Below are 21,041 nucleotides of genomic sequence, written 5' to 3'. Positions count from 1 at the left end.
CAACTAATAACGACTCTTCTCCTAAATGGGTACTCCCCCCAACAAGACGAGGCGCTTGGACAACCCCATGGTCATACGTAGAGCTGCGTATTGTTGGTTGCTCTTCTCATCGATATTATTTTCAGGATCGTTTTCTATATCGAGTATGGGTAAAGTGACATCCAACTTTATGTTGCCAATTAGAAATAAGTTTTCGGGCTTAATGCCCAATAAAAGATAATTGGCTTGGTCGAGTTTGTTTCGAACAAAAACCAAACTCAACTGGCGTATCATGGGTAACCCTAGCCATTTTAATTTTAGATAACCGCGCCTTGTTTTGTCCGTCATGCGACCATTTACAACAATGGTTGGGATAGTTCGGTGATGACACAATCTGATTAAATTTGGCCACAATTCCACTTCCATAATGATCACAAACTGAGGGTTTATTTTATTTAAAAAACCCGCCATCAACGACATTAAATCAAGAGGTAAATAACAATGTTGAATGCGTTCTGCCAAAGGCGAGTCATGCCACGACTGCTTTAAACGTTGAACTTGTTGTTTGCCGGTTTGAGTATTGGAGGTAATAACGAGATGCAACTCTGGCTTATCGATGAGAAGTTGTTTGATAAGCGGGGTCGCAGCGACTACCTCTCCCATAGATGCACAGTGGATGATCGCCTGTTCACCACTATTAAGTTTTAGCCCAAAGGGTAATAAACCAAGTTTACTGCCCCATTGCCAATCTCGTTTTAAGTGATGCGACTTTTTAAAGGGAACATAGTAACACTTGATTAGAAAGGTTTCTTTTAACCAAATAAACAATTCGATTACATAAAACAACATGAGTACGAGAGCATACAACCACCTCGCTAACATGGTTTTCATGAGTTGTAACCTGCCAACAAAGTTTGCCAATCACTTTGCTCAAAATGAAAACACTCATGTAACCTTTTCTCTTTCATTAACGAGCGATACAAGCGCGCCAAATTTTGAGTAGGCCATTTGTCGTCTTTCTCACGGAACTTACAGTTATCGAAATCAATGAGGTATACGTTTTGATTGTTATCAATCAGAATATTATGAATATTTAAATCACTATGGAAGACGTTCTCATCATGAAATCGCTTAATGGTTTTCCCCATCGCAAACCAGGTTTTATCCGCCAAAGTCCCTTCAATCAAATGATGAAAGCCGTCCTTCGTTCCTGCGATGGTCTCTATTAAGATAGCATTGCTACATAAGCTAAACCCATGACGCTGAACACGAGCGGCCACCGGTACAGGCACTGGTAAACCTAAAGCCGACATTTTTGCCAACATTTCTAACTCTAGATAACAGCGAGTTTTCTCAATGCCGGTATAAATGAACTTATCTTTACTCAAGTACCTAACCATGCCGCCGCGATAATAATGGCGTAACACCATATTTTTAGTGACGCCCGCATCATCGGTATAATCGATAAAATACGTGGTGAACCGACCTTGGCTACTGCCGGTGATTTTTTCTGGGAACCCCAAAAATGCGGTTCAAACCAATCAGCTGAGATCAATTGTTTCAGATCAGCTCGCACGTATATGTAATTTGTTGAGTCATTGGATTGTATCCAATCCAATGGAAGGCTCGATTTAGTCAAAAAGTATCTTTATCATGATTTAATTTGGAATAGAGAGAATCATACATTAGCATTGCGGTTTGACGCCAATTTGATTTAACCAACCGAGAGAAACTATGTCTTTGAAGTCTATTTGCATATTACGCCTTTCTGCCATCGGTGACGTTTGCCATGCGGTAGCCGCTGTGCAAGCCATACAACGACAACATCCAAAAGCAAAAATTGTCTGGGTAATAGGTAAAATAGAACTCATGTTATTAGACGGGTTACCTGGGGTCGAGTTTGTCGTATTTGATAAATCAACGGGAAAACAAGCATTTACCAAGTTAAAACACGATCTTAAACCCTACCACTTTGATGTTTTACTGCATATGCAAGTGGCACTTAGAGCAAATTGGGCAGCAAGATTTATTAAGGCCAAACGAAAAATTGGGTTTGATTGGCAACGAGCAAAAGAATTACACGCCTTATTCACCCGTGAACGAATCAAGCCACAAACTGAACCCCATGTACTGGAAGGTTTTTTGCTTTTGCAGAAAAAGTCGATGTGCCAGCGTCAGAACTTGAAAATTTGACTTGGAATATTCCCACCAGCGACGACGACAAAGCGTTTGCCGAACAACATATTCCAAAAGATTCAAACACCTTTGTTATAGCGCCTGCGGCCAGTAAAAAGAGCGAAACTGGTTACCAGATCGATATGCAGCACTTGCCAATTATGCGGCTAGTAAAGGCTTCAAAGTCGCCATTTGCGGCGGTCCAGGTAACGTTGATAGAGAATTGACCGACCAGATTAAGCAGCATATCAAAACAGACGTTGTCGACCTAGTTGGGAAAACGACGTTAAAGCAAATGTTAATGCTGTTAAAAAATGCCAAGCTTGTGCTTGCCCCTGACACTGGGCCTGCTCACATGGCAGTAACACAACATACGCCCGTGATTGGGCTTTATGGCCATTCAAACCCTAAACGAACGGGCCCTTATTTATATCAAGGATACGTCGCTGAAGTTTATCAACAAACGTTGCTAAACAAACATGGCAAAACCCCAAGACATGTAAAATGGGGCACGCGAGTAAAAGGTGACAACATCATGAGCGAAATTAGTATTGAGATGGTGAAAACGCAGTTCGACCGTATCGTTCAAGACTTTAAAATTGAAGTCAAAAAAATATGACCAATAAAGTACTCTTTTTAGACCGAGATGGTGTGGTAAATGTCGATCATGGCTATTTGTATGAGCCTGAAAAGTTTGAATTTATTGACGGCGTTTTTGCGGGATGTAAAAAGTTTCAACAGGCTGGTTTTCAAATCATAGTCATCACCAATCAATCAGGGATTGGTCGGGGTTATTACACCGAACAGGATTTTGCTAATTTAAGCTCCTGGATGATTGAGCAATTTGCAAAAAATGGCATCAAAATCTTAGATGTATTTTATTGCCCTCACCACCCTGAAAAAGCGAACCCACCCTATTTACAGCATTGTGACTGTCGTAAGCCCGCCCCGGGCATGTTGCTGAACGCACAGCAACAACATCAAGTAAATATGGCCAAAAGTATAATGGTGGGAGATAAAGGCTCCGACATGAAAGCTGCGGTTAACGCTGGTGTTGGAAGGAAATTCCTCGTAACGTCAGGACAAGATTTAGCAGAAAGCGATCGCACTTTAGCAGACAAAGTTTTTTCTAATTTAGAACAACTTGCAGACTTTGTCTGTTAGAGATTTATACACTTATTTGCCATGGTTAAACATTTATCGATTATTATCTTTAACCATAAATCGATGAAAGGCTCTGCGCACTCGGTACATTTATGGCAACAACTCGTTTGCTAACGCCCAATTAACAGCTGCTTCTGCATGAATTTGTGTCGTATCAAACACTTCAATATTGCAATCTTGCTGTGAAACCAACAAACCAATTTCTGTACAGCCAAGTATCACCCCTGAACACCTTGTTGTTCTAAGTCTGCTATTACATCAAGATAATACAAACGTGACGTTTCATTAATTTCACCACGACATAACTCGTTGTATATAATGTCATGAATTTTTTTACGTTGGTCCGACGGTGGAATATCAACCTGCAACCCAAACTGATCGGTAAGTTTGGCCTTATAAAATGGCTTTTCCATTGTGAACGCGGTGCCTAATAAAGCAATTCTGTCTAGTTTTTTGGCAACAATGGCTTCACCCGTTGCATCGGCTATGTGAAGCAGAGGGATTTGAAGCTGACTTTGTATTTGCTCAGCAACTAAATGCATTGTATTGGTCGCGATTAGGATCATATCCGCACCAGCTCGCTCCAACTGTTGCGCTGCGGTTGTTAATAACCGGGCGATTTCAGCCCAATCACCTTGATGTTGTAACGTTTCATATTCCGCAAAATCGACACTATTAATTAGTACCTTGGCCGAATGTAAACCGCCTAACTTCGCCTGAATGCCTCGGTTAATACGTTGATAGTAACCAACGGTCGATTCCCAACTCATGCCACCTAAAATACCAATTGTTTTCATAGTTAATCTACCTGTCTCAAACGTCATTAATTAAGTTCGATTTCAAATTTTGCGCTTCCCGCTTCGCCGGCACCAAATGACCCTGACCCGTTGCATTTGCAAACGCGCCCGTACCAGTGTTTTCTACCACAATGAATGTACTAGAGGCGACACCTGCGGAGAATTCACCGGTATGGCTAATGGTAAGAGTCGACTCGACATTGTCTACTGTGGTGGTAATTACCTCGAATCCCGTGAACAGAGCATGCGTAGCTGAGGTGTAACACAACAGATATTGCACAACCGATGATCCTTCAATGTCACCTGTGTAGGTTTGTTTTATATCGGCATAACTTACTTTGTGCCCTGCGTCATTCTGAAATTTTGGTTCTTCCTGCCAACCCGAAATTGTAAACTGACCTGTTAAATTCGCTGTCATCCTATTTCCTTTCTCTTCATTTTGATTTTCATTTAGTATTTTTCAATGTTAGTAGTTTCTAACATGGACAACTCCATCTATAAGTTTGATACTCCATATTTAAAAACAAGGAACATCTAGTACGTTAGTACCCACTTACAACCAATCAATTAGCGTATTCCATAATTTAATAACCAGTAAATAACAGCTATTACAAGTGCCAAAATTTCGATTAAAACCTACAGTAGCAGACTGTCAAAGCTGGGTAACTAATCCATTACTAATATTACTGAGTTCGTTTGCATGCAATTACTAATGAGACACCTCCGGCGTTATCGATATCAGCATAGCTTTAGAAAACAACACGTCCACTTTTGTGAACAATTTTAATATTATTCATTAGAATTATTAGGTCAAAATACAATCCATTTGGCTGACCAAAACAATTAAAGCCGCTACAATTCTTTATATTCAACGATCTTTTACTATTCTATTGAATAAGTAGGATTAATGTCGCTATTACAGTGGAGTAAACACGATGCGCGCAGAAGGCTTTTTTAAACAACTTCAACAAAATATTGATCAGACAAAACAAGAAGGTTTGTATAAATCTGAACGTGTCATTACGTCACAGCAGCAGGCACAAATCGATGTTAATGGCGAACAAGTCATTAATTTCTGTGCGAACAACTATTTAGGTTTAGCTAACAGCCCAGAGCTCATCGACGCGGCAAAACAAGGCTTAACAGACCATGGGTTTGGTGTTGCTTCTGTTCGTTTTATTTGTGGTACACAGGACATCCATAAAGAGTTAGAGCAAAAAATATCAGGGTTTCTTAAAACAGAAGACACCATTTTGTATTCGTCTTGCTTTGACGCTAATGGCGGCTTGTTTGAAACCATTCTAACGGCCGACGACGCTATTATTTCAGATTCTTTAAACCACGCCTCAATTATCGATGGCGTTCGCTTATCTAAATGCAAACGCTACCGTTATGCCAACAACGATATGGTTGATTTAGAAGAGAAATTAAAGCAAGCCGATGCTGACGGTGCCCGCGTTAAACTTATCGCTACCGACGGTGTATTTTCAATGGATGGCGTTATCTGCGACTTAAAAAGCGTGTGCGATTTAGCCGACAAATACGATGCCTTAGTTATGGTCGATGACTCTCATGCTGTGGGATTTGTTGGTGAAAATGGCCGTGGTACCCATGAGTACTGCAATGTATTAGACCGTGTAGATATCATTACCGGAACCCTTGGCAAAGCACTAGGTGGCGCATCTGGTGGTTATACGTCGGGTAAAAAGAAATCGTAGAATGGTTACGTCAACGCTCTCGTCCTTATTTGTTTTCAAACTCACTTGCGCCTTCAATTGTCACCGCATCCATTAAAGTCTTATCTATGTTAGAGCAAGGTTCACAGTTGCGTGACACTCTATGGGCTAACGTAAATTACTTTAGACAAAACATGCTAAAGGCCGGCTTTACCTTAGCTGGTAAAGACCACGCTATTATTCCAGTTATGTTAGGCGACGCTAAACTTGCTTCAGAGTTTGCTGAGAAAATGCTAGCCGAAGGTATTTATGTTGTTGGATTTAGCTTCCCTGTTGTACCAAAAGGTCAAGCCCGTATTCGAACTCAAATTTCAGCAGCCCATACGCCTGCGCAACTCGACAAAGCCATTGCTGCATTTATAAAAGTGGGCAGAGAATTGAAGGTGATCAACTAATGAAGTCACTTGCTAAATTAAAATCCGAAGTCGGCATTTGGATGACCGATAGCCCAAAACCAACAATGGGCCACAATGACTTATTAATTAAAATTCGTAAAACCGCGATTTGTGGCACGGATATGCACATCTACAACTGGGATGAATGGGCTCAAAAACCATTCCTGTTCCTATGGTTGTAGGCCACGAGTATGTAGGTGAAGTAGTCGATATGGGCTAGGAAGTTCGTGGTTTCTCTGTCGGTGATCGCGTATCCGGTGAAGGTCATATTACCTGTGGTCATTGCCGTAACTGTCGCGCTGGACGTGTACATTTGTGTCGCAATACAACGGGTGTTGGCGTAAATCGTGAAGGTTCATTTGCCGAATACTTAGTCATCCCTGCGTTTAATGCATTTAAAATTCCAGACAATATTTCTGATGAATTGGCGTCTATCTTTGACCCGTTTGGAAATGCCGTCCATACCGCGTTATCGTTTGATCTCGTTGGCGAAGACGTATTAATCACGGGTGCAGGTCCAATAGGCATTATGGCGGCTGCGGTTGCCAAACACGTCGGCGCACGTCATGTCGTAATTACAGATGTAAACCCATATCGTTTAGACCTTGCGAAAAAAATGGGCGCTACACGAGCCGTAAACGTCGCTGAGCAAAAGCTAAAAGACGTTATGAACGAATTAGGAATGACTGAAGGATTTGATATCGGACTTGAAATGTCGGGGGTTCCAGTGGCATTTAACGACATGTTAAATAACATGAATCACGGCGGTAAAATTGCGATGTTAGGCATACCTCCGTCAAACATGGGTGTTGACTGGAATCAGGTTATCTTTAAGGGATTAGTCATCAAAGGAATTTATGGTCGAGAAATGTTTGAAACTTGGTACAAGATGGCAAGTTTGATCCAGTCAGGCTTAGATATCTCGCCTATTATTACACACCGTTTCCCAGTTGAAGAATTTCAAGCTGGCTTTGAAACTATGGGCAGTGGCCTCTCAGGTAAGGTTATCTTGAACTGGGATTAGATGCTTTTCAATATAAGGTTTCAGCTATCAAAAGTAGTTGAAACCTTTGTTGTATTAAGTTCTTCATAGCATGCCGCCTGCTGGTTTTACCGCCGACATAGAGTTCAACAAACGTGGCGATTTAACTGCGCCAAAATGCCGGAGTGAATAGTACTAATAAGGTAAAGACCTCAAGTCGGCCGAATACCATCGCAATCATTAAAATCCATTTAGCTCCGTCACCAACACTTGCGTAGTTTGCCGACACCTCACCCAACCCAGGACCAAGATTATTTAAACAAGCCGCTGTCGCTGTAAATGCAGTAACGTTATCTAAACCACACCCCACTAACGCCAACATAATAATAATAAACACTAACGTATACGCTGAGAAAAATCCCCAAACAGCTTCTACCACTCGATCAGGTAACGCTTTTTGTCCCAACTTAATCGAAAATATGGCTTTTGGATGCACCAATCGATTGAGTTCTCTGAGCCCTTGTTTAAAGAGCAACAACACTCTGACCACTTTTAATCCGCCACCCGTTGAACTTGCGCAGCCGCCGATAAACGAACTAAAGATAAGTAATATAGGCAAAAATAGTGGCCAAACGGCAAAGTTTGACGTGGTAAATCCAGCGGTTGTCGACATTGAAACAGATTGAAATAATGCCTGATCCAATGATGTTAAATTAGACTCATACGTTGACTCACCTACCAGTGTCCACCAGCACAACAAAACAAGGAACGCTTGAATATATAAAAAGGTTTTGAACTCAGGATCACGAATGTATTGCTTAATCGAACGGTTAGTCACCGCAGCGTAATGCAATGAAAAATTTGCGGCGGAGATAAGTAAAAAACCACACAAACCAGATTTACTGCTGAGCTGTCGAAGTATCCCATACTTGCGTCATGCGTCGAAAAACCGCCAATAGCTATTGTTGAAAATGAATGAGTAATTGCATCGAATACATTCATACCTGCCAGCCAATAACTGACTGCACACAAGGTCGTCAATACCACGTAGATGTACCACAAGTGTTTCGCTGTATCGGCTATTCTCGGGGTCATTTTACTGTCTTTCATCGGACCGGGAATTTCAGCTCGATACAACTGCATGCCACCAACACCTAGGATAGGCAAGATTGCCACCGCTAAAACAATGATCCCCATACCACCAAGCCATTGTAATTGTTGACGATAAAATTGCAGCGCTTTAGGAAGGAAATCTAGCCCTGTTAGAACGGTTGCGCCGGTTGTTGTCAATCCCGAAAAGGATTCAAAAAAGCGTCGGCAACACCGATTTGCGGTGTTGTCGAGAATAGAAAGGGTAAAGCACCAAACGACCCTAGAACGAGCCAAAAGAATACAACAATTAGAAAGCCCTCTCTGGCTCTCAAATCGGCTTTATGAAAGCGATTTGGATACCAGATAAGAAGGCCCGCTATTAAGTTGAACACAAATGCGATGACAAACGGCAAACCGCCACCGTCTCGGTAGATTAACGACACTAAAGCCGGTGGCAACATAGTCACACTAAAAAGCGCAACGAGCAGGCCTAAGATCCGTATAATCGTCCGATACTGCATGTATTTTATTCTTTTCTGTAGTTATTAGTTACTAATTAAGATTTAGATCTCGAGTCATATTTTCATTACGCTCGCGATGCACAATAATATTATCTTCGATCCGTATTCCACCAAACGGTTTAAACGATTCGACCTTGTCCCAATTCACCATTTTTTCTTTATCTGTGCCTTTTAAGTCACTTAATAGACTGTCGATAAAATAGAGACCCGGTTCAATGGTGAACACCATATCAGATTCAATACCTCGGGTCGTCCTTAAAAATGGATGTGATTTAGGTGACGCAATTGTTGTTCCACGACTATCGGCCATAAACCCGCCTACGTCATGAACTTGTAAGCCTAGATTGTGCCCTAACCCATGTGGGAAAAAGGTGCGCGTTAATTCCGACTCTACAGCCTGCTCCGGGGTCACTTTAATAATATTAAACTGCGATAAGGTTTCGGCAATCATCGCATGCGACTGAATATGCAAGTCGACATAAGAAGCATCAGGCTTTAAGCCATCGACCATGGTCGTTGCGATGTTATCAACAGAACCAATTAACTCGGCAAATTCATTTTGCTTAAACGCATAAGTACGTGTGATGTCGGCAGCGTAACCATGGAATGAAGCACCAGCGTCAATTAAGAAGCTACGAGGGTCAACAGGTTTTTCACGAAGGAAATGAGTGTAATGTAATATCGCTGCGTTTTCATTTAACGCGACAATGTTGCCGTAAGGCGTTTCGTTTTCTGTATGTTGGCAGGCGTTTAAATACGCTAACTGAATTCCATATTCAGATTCACCCGCATAAAACGCATCTTTAGCCGCAACGTGTGCGGTAACTGCGCGTCTATTGGCTTCTCTTAAACATAGTTTTTCATAATCTGATTTATACGCGCGGTGATAATGTAAAAAATTGGTGACCGGTACTGGATTAAAATGACCAAAACTTAACGCTTGCGCAACATCAACATGTTCACCCATATAGGCAATATTACTGCGGTCATATGGTAACAATTGCCCTACTTCTGCAGGACTTGTTAATAATTGAATATCAAAATGTTCGGCCCAAAAGTCAGTTGGTTCGTCAGGCACTTTATGCCAAAAATCAACAGGGCGATAAAAAATGAGTTTCGGTTTGCTTTCGCCGTCAACCAACAACCAACAATTTGGATTATCGACAACAGGCAGTAAGGCTTTAAATTGTGGATTAGGTTTAAACGGATAATCCATGTCGTCTAAAAACTGACGCATAGGTTTACCACTATGAAAAACCAAAGCGTCTAAACGCTCCGCTTTTAACACTTGAGCGGTGAGTTTTTGCAATCGTTCGATATGTTGAGGATACGATTGTGCTAGTTGATTCGATAAAGACATAGAGGACTCCGTTTTTTCCCGCAAGTTTAGCCTGAAATTCAGTTATACGAAACAACCATAGCGTTAATAGGCGTTGAATTACAGGGCCGGTAAGATACGAATATCGGTAATTTCACCAAATGTACTGTTATCTTGACTCAACAGCTTCTCGTAGACCTTGCTATAGGCAACAACCGCTTTGACATAATTACGAGTTTCTTTATATGGGATAGTTTCAATCCACGCATCAGCCGGCATTTCCTTCTCTGGTAACCAGCTCGAGACCTTACGTAAACCGGCATTGTAAGCGGCTGCAGTTAGTATCGGATTCTGATTGGTACGTTCCATCAAATAGGACCAATAATGACTTCCTAGCTGTACGTTTTTATCAGGGTCAAACAATTGGCTACGATTGATCTTTGTTTTAGCTACATAGCTTGCGGTACTAGGCTTGAGTTGCATTAGACCAGCTGCCCCTGCTGAGGAATACGCATCTGCCATAAAAGAACTTTCCCGGCGTGCTATGGCAAATAATAAGGCCGGTTCCACATTATTCTGCTTAGCCATATCAAAAACGAGTGATTTATAAGGAAGCGGAAATCTCAATTCGACATCGTTCAAATGCCCAACCTCTGCCAAAGTAAATATTGGTCGTGAATACCACCCCCAATCATGGGCCATTTTGGCTACGACAAGCTTGTCTTTATCAGATAACCCCCGAGACAAGACATTCCATTCTTTACGTGCCTCATTGCCACGACCTAATTTAAATAGTTCAAACGCACGCCGTAAATTGGGTTGTTGCTGAAAACGAATAACATCCTGTTGGTCAACAACCAAAGGTTCGTGTCGCAATCGAGTGGGTTCACCAAGTCGATTAGCGGCTAAAAAACCGTAGTAATTTCGACTTTGGGCCAATTCATGATAAGTGACCAAAGCATTCTCAATGTCACCAATCCCCTCTAAAGCACGGGCTTTCCAGTAAACTACGGCTAAATCTTTCTGCATTTTTTCAGGCAAACTTGTGATGGTATTTAACGTGCCTTGCCAGTCTAAGTTGCCGATGGTTGACGCTAAACGCCATTGCTTGACGGACTCATCCACCGATTCGTCAGGCAATCTATTAAGAAACTCAAGTCCGTCTTTATGCTGCGATATAGCATACGATATGGCAAGTCGTCGAATATGTTGCTGCTGTAGTTTCGGAGATATATTAAATTTGGCGGCTTTTTCTAACCACACTTCAGAGATTTTTTCAGGTTGCGAAAACACTAATCGACGGACCCCGTATAAAAACACATCTCGTTCAGCGCTGTTATACAAAAAGAAAAAATTGTCATCAAATATTGAAGAAGGCTGCTTAACAACGTCAACCCATAATGAAGCAAGATGGATATCACCTTTATTAAGTTGTTTTTTCAAATAAGGTACCAGTCCCCAATTTTTAGCCTTAACGGCTAAAATGAGTCGCTCCAATGCCACTTCAGATGTTAAATAACCGGCGGTTTTCCAGCTTTCGAACAAAGGATCACATACTTTGGGTTGAGACGTAGCAGACAACCAATATGGGGTTACTTTTGAAAATATTGATTTTTCAGATTCGCCATTCTCTAACAACCAACTTAGATTTAGACATGCTAGTTTTGTATCACCGACATCCTGATAGTTTTCTATAAACATTGTTTTGTATTTGTTTTTAGCTAGATATGACAGCCACTTTTGTTTTAATACTTTTGTAAATGGCGCGTCATTATTAACTTTTAAAAAACGGTTTATTCGGTGTCTTAGTTGAAAAGATAAATGACGCTCAAGAAAAAGGGCCTCGGCATAAGGGGCAAGTGGGTAGTTTTTAATTTTTTTGCGTGTTGTCGATAAACGCTCGGGTTTTCATATTGGGCTGCATGTTCCGCCTCCAAATATGCTTCACGCATTTTTTCTACATCTGTTATGGGCTGGGCGCATAAGACGCTGCTTAGTATAAAGGTACAAAGCGAAATACAATTTTTCATCGGAACTTCCAAAAATTAAGCGATAAATAAAGAAAAAATGAATGCATCGCCTATCCTTAGTTTAATTTAAAAAAACGAATGGCTAGATTGATTATCACTTGTTTAGCAAGTAGTTAGGTTTTTATCGCCTAAGCACTGAGTCAACAGCCATTAAAACACTAATCTAATTAAAAATACGCAATGGGTAAACCACGTTAGCCATTATTTGTAACTAGAATAACCCAATGCATTTAAACGATCGTTTTAAAATAGTTGCTTTTTTGCCGACAAAGGCCAAACTCGGACTACACCAACTGGTCGTACCTTTACTCGCTGAGGAGATTAATAATGCTATTTAAAGGCCAAACTTTATCCGTAACATTAGATGACAATGGCATAGGCCACTTTGTATTTGATGCTGCAGGATCGGTTAATAAATTTGATCAACAAACCATTCAAGAATGTCGTGACGCAGCTAAGGCTATCAACGCGGACGACACTATTAAAGGTGTTGTATTTAAAACAGCAAAAAACGCATTTATTGTAGGTGCCGACATTACTGAGTTTTTAGAAACATTTAAGAATGATGAAGCAACTCTCGTTACTTGGGTAAAAGCAAGCTCAGACATGTTTGATGCCATTGAAGACATTAAGGTCCCAACCGTTACAGCAATACGAGGCTTTGCATTAGGTGGTGGATTTGAATTGTGCCTTGCAACTGACATGAGAATTGCAGATGCCACAGCACAAGTTGGCTTACCTGAAAATAATTTGGGTTTAATTCAGGCTTTGGCGGTACCGTACGACTTCCTCGAATTATTGGCCCTGACAATGCACTTGAGTGGATCACCTCAGCTCGCCCGAAATCGCCAAAAGATGCGCTTAAAATGGGCGCCATTGACGCCGTGACTAGCAGTGAGAATCTCGATGCTGCAGCATTGTCTATGCTAAATTCTGCAATTGCCGGAAAGTTAGATTGGCAAGCTAAACGTCAGCAAAAACTCGACCCAATTAAATTTAATGCAACTGAGCTCGAAAATGCCGTATTAGTTGCAAAAACAATGGTAATGGCGAAAGCCGGTAAACACTACCCTGCGCCAGTTGCAGCTGTAGATTCGGTATATGAATCTGCCGGTATGCATCGTGACGATGCGATGCGTGTTGAAAACAAATATTTTGCAAAACTCGCAAAAACAAACGCCGCAACCGCAATGATTGGCAATTTTTTGAATGACCAATACGTTAAAGGTCTCGCTAAAAAAGCAGCCAAAGGTGTAACAAAACCATTAAATAAAGCTGCAGTGTTAGGCGCTGGAATAATGGGCGGCGGTATTGCTTATCAGTCAGCTTCTAAAGGTACGCCAATTGTCATGAAAGACATTAATCAAGGCGCATTGGATCAAGGACTTGCTGAAGCGACAAAAATACTAGATAAAAAATTATCACGGGGACATACAACGGGTGCCAAAATGGCAAACGTGTTAAATAACATTATTCCAACCCTAAATAACGAATCGTTAGCAGATGTCGACTTTGTAATAGAAGCTGTTGTTGAAAACCCAAAAGTTAAAGGCGCTGTTTTAGCGGAAACCGAAACTCATGTTGGTAGCGATACGATTTTAACATCTAACACATCGACAATTTCGATTAACTTATTGGCAAAAAGCTTAGCTCGCCCTGAAAATTTCTGTGGTATGCACTTCTTCAACCCTGTGCCTAGAATGCCATTGGTAGAGATTATTCGCGGTGAAAAAACCTCTGACGAAACTATTGCATCGACAGTGGCGTATGCAGCTAAAATGGGTAAAACCCCAATAGTTGTAAACGATTGCCCAGGCTTTTTGTCAACCGAGTATTATTCCCTTATTTCGCTGGCTTTAGTTTATTGCTAAACGACGGCGCCAATTTTGTTGATGTTGATAAGGTAATGGAGCGTGAATTTGGTTGGCCAATGGGTCCGGCAATGTTGTTAGATGTTGTTGGCATTGATACCGCTGACCACTGCACAGACGTTATGTCCGACGGTTTCCCAACCCGTATGCCTAAGTTAAACAATGACCCTGTTACGGCTTTATATAAAGAAAACCGTTATGGTCAGAAAAATGGTAAGGGTTTTTACGATCATACATTAGATAAACGCGGCAAACCGAAAAAGACGTTAATCCTGAAACATTGGAATTACTAAAAGCGGCAGCTCCTAGCAATCAAAAGTTTGATAAGTTAGAAGTCATTAACCGGTTAATGATACCTATGGTTAACGAAACAATTCGTTGTTTAGAAGAAGGTATTATTGCTTCTCCTGCTGAAGCAGATTTAGCATTACTTTACGGTGTTGGTTTCCCTCCATTCAGAGGTGGTATTTTCCGCTTTGTTGATACAATGGGGTTAGCTGAATTTGTCGCGGAAGCGGACAAATACGCGGCACTAGGTGAAATCTATCAAGTAACGGACAAGACTCGCGAAATGGCAAAGTCTAACCAAACATTTTACTCAACTTACGGCGCAAAATAGGAGCGATTGATATGAATAATGTAGTAATTGTAGATTGCGTACGTACACCGATGGCAAAAGCACGTAACGGTATGTTCGACAACGTTCGAGCGGAAGATTTATCAGCTGCGGTAATGACTGCGTTGTTAAAACGTAACCCGTCAGTAAACGCAGAAGAGCTTGATGACGTAATTTGGGGTTGCGTAATGCAAACCCTAGAGCAAGGTTTTAACATAGCACGACAAGCTGCTCTATTGGCTGGAATACCGACTTCAGTCCCTGCTGTAACGGTTAACCGTTTATGTGGTTCGTCAATGCAAGCATTACACGATGCCGCTTGTAAAATAATGGCGGGCCAAGGTGATATGTTTATCATCGGGGGAGTCGAACATATGACGCACGTACCGATGACACACGGCCTAGATTTTCACCCAGGACTAAATCTAACAACAGCGCAAGCTGCGGGTTCAATGGGTTTAACTGCCGAAGCACTGGCTCGTAAACACGACATTTCAAGACAGCAGCAAGATGAGTTTGGTGTTCGTTCTCATCAACTAGCACATCAAGCTTCTTTAAACGGCCATTTTGATAATGAGATCATTCCTGTCGAAGGTCATGATGCGTTAGGTGCGCTAACATTATGTGACTATGACGAAGTTATTAGACCGGAAACAAACATAGAATCAGTGTCAGGCCTACGCCCTGTATTTAATCCTGTAAACGGAACAGTAACAGCAGCTACTTCTTCAGCTTTATCAAATGGCGCATCTGGGATGTTAGTCATGAGTGAAGAGAAAGCCAATGAACTGGGACTTAAGATCAGAGCAAAAGTGATAGGTATGGGTGTTTCTGGTTGCGAACCTTCAACTATGGGATGGGGTCCGGTTCCTGCAACTAAAATAGCACTAAAACACGCCGGTTTGTCTATTGAAGATGTCGATGTTTTTGAACTTAACGAGGCATTTGCTGCCCAAGCACTGTCCGTAATGAAGGGTTTAGGCATTGAAAATAAAATGGAACAAGTTAACCTAAACGGGGGCGCCATAGCGTTGGGGCATCCACTAGGTTGTTCAGGCTCTAGAATTTCAACAACACTAATCAACAATTTAGAACGCACTAAAGGTAAAGTTGGTTTAGCGACAATGTGTATTGGATTTGGTCAGGGAATCGCGACCTTATTTGAAACGGTTTAGCATAACCGCACTTTAAAAAACCTATAGATAACAGAAACTAAAGGTGCAATGATATTATTTATTGCACTTTTTTTCGCCATCTAGAATTGATCTCATAATGTACTATGGAATCACAATGAATAATAAAGCAGAACACAGCACAGATAATGTTTTAGATGCAGTAAGTTTGCGGTGCCCTGAACCTGTAATGCTAATTAGAAAGAATATTAGAAATATGACACCCGGTGAAACGCTTTTAGTATTAGCAGATGATCCCGCCACTGTAAGGGATATACCATCATTTTGTCGGTTTATGGGCCATGAGTTAGTAAGTCAAAATACGGATCTTGACCCATTTGAATTCGTGATAAAAAAATTAGGCTAAAAGATGGATAACAAAAGTTCGATATCCCACATCAAAAATGAGTGGTTTGAACTAATTGATAATAGAAATTCAAAGAGTATTGAATTTCGCAGAAGGGAAGCATCTCTAATCGCCATGGCGTTTTTGGGGATTTCTGCTTTGTCTGTTTTGATCGCGACAAACTGGTCGACCTACCCCGATTTACTATTAAACATTCTAATTATTAACAACATTGGATTAATATCTTCTATTGCTTTTTATGCCAAAACTAAAAATCTAATAGTTTCCGGCCTCATCTGTATTACATTCGCCTGCATACTAGACTTAATGCTCATATATAGTGGTGGAAAAGAGAATACCGCCCTATATTGGACAATGTTTTTCCCACTCGCCGCTTATTCCGTTTTAGGCTTAACGTTAGGTACAATTTTTACCGGCGTAATGTTTTTGTTCGCCATCTTATTGCTCTATAGTTTCGACATTGTTGCGATTTATTCGGCAATAGAAAAAGTCGTTACCTAATGGCTTTATTGTGTATAAGCATACTTTGTTTTATCAATGAATATTTCAGAACTCGTGAATATTACGAAACCAGTAATATGACACTAAATTATAAAAAAGACGCAAACACAGACCCACTAACTCGTTTGCCAAATAGACGTTTCCTTGAATCTAACTATGTTAAAAAAGTCGTAGAATGCAACGAAACATTTATCGTTATTATGGCGGATATCGATAAGTTTAAAATGGTCAATGATACATATGGCCACGAGGTAGGTGATCTCGCGCTAAAGCACTGCGCGAATATCTTTGGCCAAAAAATACGTAAATCTGATTTACTATGCCGCTATGGTGGCGAAGAGTTTTTGATCTGCCTTCCCAATACAAATAAAGAACAGGCGATTGTCATCGCAGAAAAATTGAGAACCAGCCTAAAAGAAACGAGTTTAACGGTAAGTGACAAACAAACCATAAACTTTACCTGCAGTTTTGGTATTGCGACTTTATCTAATAGAACATTTGAAGATGGGCTTAAAATAGCTGACAACAGGCTGTATAAGGCAAAGGAAAATGGTCGTGATCAGGTTGTATATTGCTAACCTTTTTGACTTTCTAACAGTTTAATTGACAGATACTTTGGTCAAAGCAGACGATACCAAAATCTTTAGCTTATTGTTTGGAAACCAACATTTCGGACGGTAAGCCTTTGTAAAATCTAACTTTTAATTTATAAACGGCATTGTCTTTAGGATGGAATCGATAGCTGCCATTTAACGGTGTTATCGGATCACTTTGCGGATCGCAGTAGACTGGATACCAAGTATCTATTTCAATTGCACTGGTATTATTTTGTGGTGAGCCACAATTTTTACCAACCGACCAGGATTTGTCAGCAAGCTTTAGGTGGTAGGCCTGCCCGTCTGGCCTTAATGTAAATTGAACTTCTAGCACCCCGGCTTCTTCATTTAAATGCAACATATATTCCGGACGCGCTTCCCACTAGGTAAATTCCGATTTCAAATACCAATTGGTTGCCGTTAATTTTGGTTTTGAAGTACAAGAAATGAGCATCGAAGAACTTAATAGTAAAATCGAAACTAAAATAGCTAGTTTATTCAAAATAATAACTCCTAAATTAAGGCAATGACTTTTTATTAATGTCAGTACTACAATTAAGCAATAAAAAAGCCAGTTCGTAAACTGGCTTTAATTAAAACGTTAGTTTTGTTGCTTTGCTTACAGTACAGAAATATCCGCTGTGAACATAAATAACGATTGTAACAAACCAAGTATCGCTAAGCGGTTATTTTTTACCGCGTCGTCCTCGGCCATTACCATTACATTGTCAAAAAGTTATCTATCGAATCACGCAATGTCGCCAACTGAGTCAGACCATTAGTATAATCGCCATTTTCAAATGCAGACTCTACGTCAGATTGAATATCACGAATATTAGCAACTAATGTTTTCTCAGCATCATCTGACAATAAAGCATCATTAATAACGCTAAACTCATTTTTGCTGTTCTTGTTAAGTATGTTATTAACTCGTTTACTTGCTGCAGCAAGTGCGACAGCTTCTTCTAGATTTGCAAAGTTCACAACCGCTTTTAAACGTCGTTCAAAGTCTAAAGCAGACGTTGGGCGCTTAATTTCAACCGCACGAATTACCTCAACCTTAATGTTTTGCTCTTGGTAATAAGCTTGGAATCGCCCTAACATAAAGTCATTTACATCAGATACTACGGCTTCGTTTGTCAGCTTGTCACCAAATAACATTTTGGCAAATTCAGCTAAGTCGCTGAAATCAAGTTCCAATTCTTTTTCAATAAGAATTCGAATGATACCGATAGCTGCGCGACGTAACGCAAAAGGGTCTTTGTCACCTTTTGGATGTTGCCCAATACCAAATATACCCACTAATGAGTCAAACTTATCCGCTAATGCAACTGAACATGCTTCTAACGACGTCGGTAACGCATCACCAGCAAATCTCGGCATGTATTGTTGATACAATGCATCAGCTACTACCAAGTCTTCACCGTCATTTAGAGCATAGTATTTACCCATCACACCTTGTATGTCGGTAAATTCCATAACAACTTCAGTCATCAAATCTGTTTTAGACAGTAAACCAGCACGAGCTGCAAGTGCTTCGTCAGCAGCAATTTTTCCTGCAATATGCCCTGCTAGTTTTGAAATACGTTCAGATTTATCTTTAAGCGTACCAAGTTGTTTTTGAAATAGTACAGAGTCTAAGCTTTCTAAACGAGACTCAAGAGTCGATTTTTTGTCAGTATTGTAAAAGAATTCAGCATCGGCTAAACGAGGACGAACAACTTTCTCGTTACCTTCAATGACTTGTTTAGGGTCTTTACTTTCAATGTTTGAGATAAAGATAAACTTAGGTAATAGCTCGCCATTTTGATCTAACAATGGGAAGTATTTTTGGTCATCTTTCATCGTATAGATAAGCGCCTCTGGCGGTACATCTAAGAAACGCTCTTCGAACGTCCCCACCAATGCAACAGGCCATTCGACTAGAGAGGTCACTTCATCTAAAAGATCAGCGTCTTGAACAGGTTGTGCGTTATTATCGTTAGAAATTTTTGCCATTTGCTCAACAATCATCGCCTGACGTTTTGCATAATCAACTACGACATTTGCCGTTAATAACGTTTCTTCATAAACATCAGCACTGCTAACTTCAATAAGCCCTCTATGATGAAACCTATGGCCCTGTGACAAGTTTGAAGACGTTAAACCCAATACCGTTGCCGGTAGAACTTTATCGCCATACAATGCGATTAGTGTATGAACAGGACGAATAAACTCTTCTCGACCACTTCCCCAACGCATAGGTTTAGGAATTGGCAACTGCTTTAATGCTTTTGTTATAAAGCCTTCAACTAATGATGCCAAAGGTTGCCCTGAAATAGTGGCTTTGTGTAACAGCCATTCACCTTTGTCAGATTTGAGTCTGCCGGCTTCAGCAATGTCGATACCACAACCACGTGCCCAACCTAATGCTGCTTTAGTTGCATTGCCGTCTGCGTCAAATGCCGCACTCACTGCAGGTCCACGTTTTTCAACTTCTTTGTCGGCTTGTTGCGATTCAAGTTGATTAACACGTAACGCTAAACGACGCGGAGCGGCAAACCATTCGATATTGTCGTAGCTTAAGTTCGCTGCGTCTAATTGCGATGTTAGTCCGTCTTTAAAACCAAGGGCTAATTTCTTTAGTACTTTAGGCGGTAGCTCTTCCGTACCTAATTCGATTAATAAGTTATCTTTTATCATTGTCGTTAAATACCTTTATTTGGCTACCGGATTAGTGTTATTGCAAAGAGGAAATCCGAGTGCTTCGCGCGCATCATAATAGGCTTGAGCACATGCTTTTGCTAACGTTCGTACACGTAAAATGTAACGTTGTCTTTCTGTTACTGAAATCGCGTGTCGTGCGTCTAACATATTAAATGCATGGGAAGCTTTCATAACCTGTTCGTAAGCAGGTAGTGGTAAACCAGCTTCAATTAGCTTAGCGCTTTCTTTTTCGGCTTGGTCGAATTCATGAAATAAGGTATCAACGTTAGCGTGTTCAAAATTGTAGGTAGACTGCTCTACTTCATTTTGATGGAATACATCGCCATACGTTACCTTACCAAGAGGTCCGTCAGTCCAAACAAGATCATAAATGCTGTCGACACCTTGTAAGTACATCGCTAATCGCTCTAGACCATAGGTGATTTCACCGGTAACTGGTGAACATTCTATGCCGCCTACTTGCTGGAAATACGTAAACTGAGTAACTTCCATACCGTTAAGCCACACTTCCCAACCCAATCCCTAGGCACCTAATGTCGGCGATTCCCAGTTATCTTCTACAAACCGAATATCATGTACTAAAGTATCAAGGCCTAATTCTTCCAACGAACCTAAATACAGTTCTTGGATATTTTTTGGCGATGGCTTCAACATAACTTGAAATTGATAGTAGTGCTGTAGACGATTCGGGTTTTCACCATATCGACCGTCGGTAGGTCGACGACATGGTTGCACATAGGCACTGCTCATAGGCTCTGGGCCTAATGAACGAAGAAAGGTCATAGGGTGAAACGTTCCTGCACCCACTTGCATATCAAGTGGTTGAATGATGACGCACCCTTGTTTGGCCCAATAATCTTGTAGTGCAAGTATTAAACCTTGGAATGTATTTATATCGTATTTGCTGCTCATAACTTTTTTCGTCAACTTGACCGTCCATTTATCGCAAGTTTTTAGTTTGTCTAAGACAAGAAAAGCGCAATTCCATTTTGCGCTTTTAAATAATAGTTAACTTGACGTCTC

The 21,041-nt window shown here is 40.8% G+C and carries 11 protein-coding genes and 8 pseudogenes; 9 read left to right on the top strand and 10 right to left on the bottom strand.

The genetic code is table 11. The features are described 5' to 3' along the window. Window positions 1-21 precede the first annotated feature (21 nt). Window positions 22-870 carry a 3-deoxy-D-manno-octulosonic acid transferase gene (locus PN838_RS15215; protein ID WP_272181207.1) on the bottom strand — a complete coding sequence of 283 codons (849 nt, stop codon included), beginning with the start codon at window positions 868-870 and terminating at the stop codon, window positions 22-24. Beyond that, window positions 867-1,502, bottom strand: coding sequence for a 3-deoxy-D-manno-octulosonic acid kinase (locus PN838_RS15210; protein ID WP_272181206.1), 636 nt, complete (start codon window positions 1,500-1,502; stop codon window positions 867-869). The genes PN838_RS15215 and PN838_RS15210 overlap by 4 nt, the downstream gene beginning before the upstream one ends. A gap of 211 nt (window positions 1,503-1,713) precedes the next feature. Here PN838_RS15210 and PN838_RS27430 point away from each other — a divergent pair. Together PN838_RS27430 and gmhB are read left to right on the top strand one after the other, a co-directional pair. After that, a pseudogene (locus PN838_RS27430) lies at window positions 1,714-2,773 on the top strand (glycosyltransferase family 9 protein). Further along, a complete protein-coding gene (gene gmhB, locus PN838_RS15190) occupies window positions 2,770-3,318 on the top strand; it encodes a D-glycero-beta-D-manno-heptose 1,7-bisphosphate 7-phosphatase (protein ID WP_272181204.1) in 549 nt (182 codons plus the stop codon). The pseudogene PN838_RS27430 and the gene gmhB overlap by 4 nt, the downstream one beginning before the upstream one ends. 90 nt (window positions 3,319-3,408) lie before the next feature. Here gmhB and PN838_RS15185 read toward each other — a convergent pair. Next, window positions 3,409-4,115, bottom strand: a pseudogene (locus PN838_RS15185) (aspartate/glutamate racemase family protein). A 16-nt stretch (window positions 4,116-4,131) separates the two neighbouring features. Continuing rightward, window positions 4,132-4,533, bottom strand: a complete 402-nt coding sequence (locus PN838_RS15180; protein ID WP_272181203.1) for a DUF3224 domain-containing protein — start codon at window positions 4,531-4,533, stop codon at window positions 4,132-4,134. A 517-nt stretch (window positions 4,534-5,050) separates the two neighbouring features. Between PN838_RS15180 and PN838_RS15175 the strand changes: the two are divergent. Further along, window positions 5,051-6,246: pseudogene (locus PN838_RS15175) on the top strand (glycine C-acetyltransferase). Next, window positions 6,246-7,270, top strand: a pseudogene (gene tdh / locus PN838_RS15170) (L-threonine 3-dehydrogenase). Before PN838_RS15175 ends, tdh begins: the two co-directional pseudogenes overlap by 1 nt. A 121-nt stretch (window positions 7,271-7,391) precedes the next feature. Here the strand turns inward: tdh and PN838_RS15165 are convergent. The 3 genes and pseudogenes from PN838_RS15165 to PN838_RS15155 form a co-directional block, all read right to left on the bottom strand. Further along, window positions 7,392-8,841 (bottom strand): annotated as a pseudogene (locus PN838_RS15165) (TrkH family potassium uptake protein). A gap of 31 nt (window positions 8,842-8,872) precedes the next feature. Then, window positions 8,873-10,201: a Xaa-Pro dipeptidase gene (pepQ, locus tag PN838_RS15160; RefSeq protein WP_272181202.1), complete on the bottom strand. Its 1,329-nt coding sequence runs from the start codon at window positions 10,199-10,201 to the stop codon at window positions 8,873-8,875. Window positions 10,202-10,279: 78 nt separating this feature from the next. Next, complete coding sequence (locus tag PN838_RS15155; protein ID WP_272181201.1) at window positions 10,280-11,860, bottom strand: lytic transglycosylase domain-containing protein; 1,581 nt, start codon at window positions 11,858-11,860, stop codon at window positions 10,280-10,282. Window positions 11,861-12,516: 656 nt separating this feature from the next. On the opposite strand from PN838_RS15155, the pseudogene fadB reads away from it, so the two are divergent. From fadB to PN838_RS15130, 5 genes and pseudogenes are all read left to right on the top strand, one after another. Further along, window positions 12,517-14,679, top strand: a pseudogene (gene fadB / locus PN838_RS15150) (fatty acid oxidation complex subunit alpha FadB). 11 nt (window positions 14,680-14,690) lie between these two features. Then, complete coding sequence (fadA, locus tag PN838_RS15145; RefSeq protein WP_272181200.1) at window positions 14,691-15,851, top strand: acetyl-CoA C-acyltransferase FadA; 1,161 nt, start codon at window positions 14,691-14,693, stop codon at window positions 15,849-15,851. Window positions 15,852-15,966: 115 nt separating this feature from the next. Next, the gene (gene tusA / locus PN838_RS15140) at window positions 15,967-16,215 is read left to right on the top strand and encodes a sulfurtransferase TusA (RefSeq protein WP_215964560.1); all 249 of its coding nucleotides are present in this window, start codon (window positions 15,967-15,969) and stop codon (window positions 16,213-16,215) included. A gap of 3 nt (window positions 16,216-16,218) precedes the next feature. Beyond that, entirely contained in the window at window positions 16,219-16,716 is a 498-nt protein-coding gene (locus PN838_RS15135) for a hypothetical protein (RefSeq protein WP_272181199.1), read from the top strand. Further along, window positions 16,716-17,294, top strand: coding sequence for a GGDEF domain-containing protein (locus PN838_RS15130; RefSeq protein WP_272181198.1), 579 nt, complete (start codon window positions 16,716-16,718; stop codon window positions 17,292-17,294). The genes PN838_RS15135 and PN838_RS15130 overlap by 1 nt, the downstream gene beginning before the upstream one ends. 70 nt (window positions 17,295-17,364) lie before the next feature. Here the strand turns inward: PN838_RS15130 and PN838_RS15125 are convergent, their stop codons facing one another. The 3 genes and pseudogenes from PN838_RS15125 to glyQ all read right to left on the bottom strand — a co-directional run bounded on the left by PN838_RS15125 (window position 17,365) and on the right by glyQ (window position 20,930). Beyond that, window positions 17,365-17,673: a hypothetical protein gene (locus PN838_RS15125; RefSeq protein WP_272181197.1), complete on the bottom strand. Its 309-nt coding sequence runs from the start codon at window positions 17,671-17,673 to the stop codon at window positions 17,365-17,367. Window positions 17,674-17,931: 258 nt separating this feature from the next. After that, window positions 17,932-19,994 (bottom strand): annotated as a pseudogene (gene glyS / locus PN838_RS15120) (glycine--tRNA ligase subunit beta). Window positions 19,995-20,009: 15 nt separating this feature from the next. Continuing rightward, window positions 20,010-20,930: pseudogene (gene glyQ, locus PN838_RS15115) on the bottom strand (glycine--tRNA ligase subunit alpha). Between the last annotated feature and the right edge of the window lie 111 nt (window positions 20,931-21,041).

This window comes from Psychrosphaera algicola (genome assembly GCF_028401425.1).
GTDB lineage: Bacteria > Pseudomonadota > Gammaproteobacteria > Enterobacterales > Alteromonadaceae > Psychrosphaera > Psychrosphaera algicola.
The sequence above is the reverse complement of the archived record's forward strand: the minus strand, read 5'-3'. Positions and strand labels throughout refer to the sequence as shown.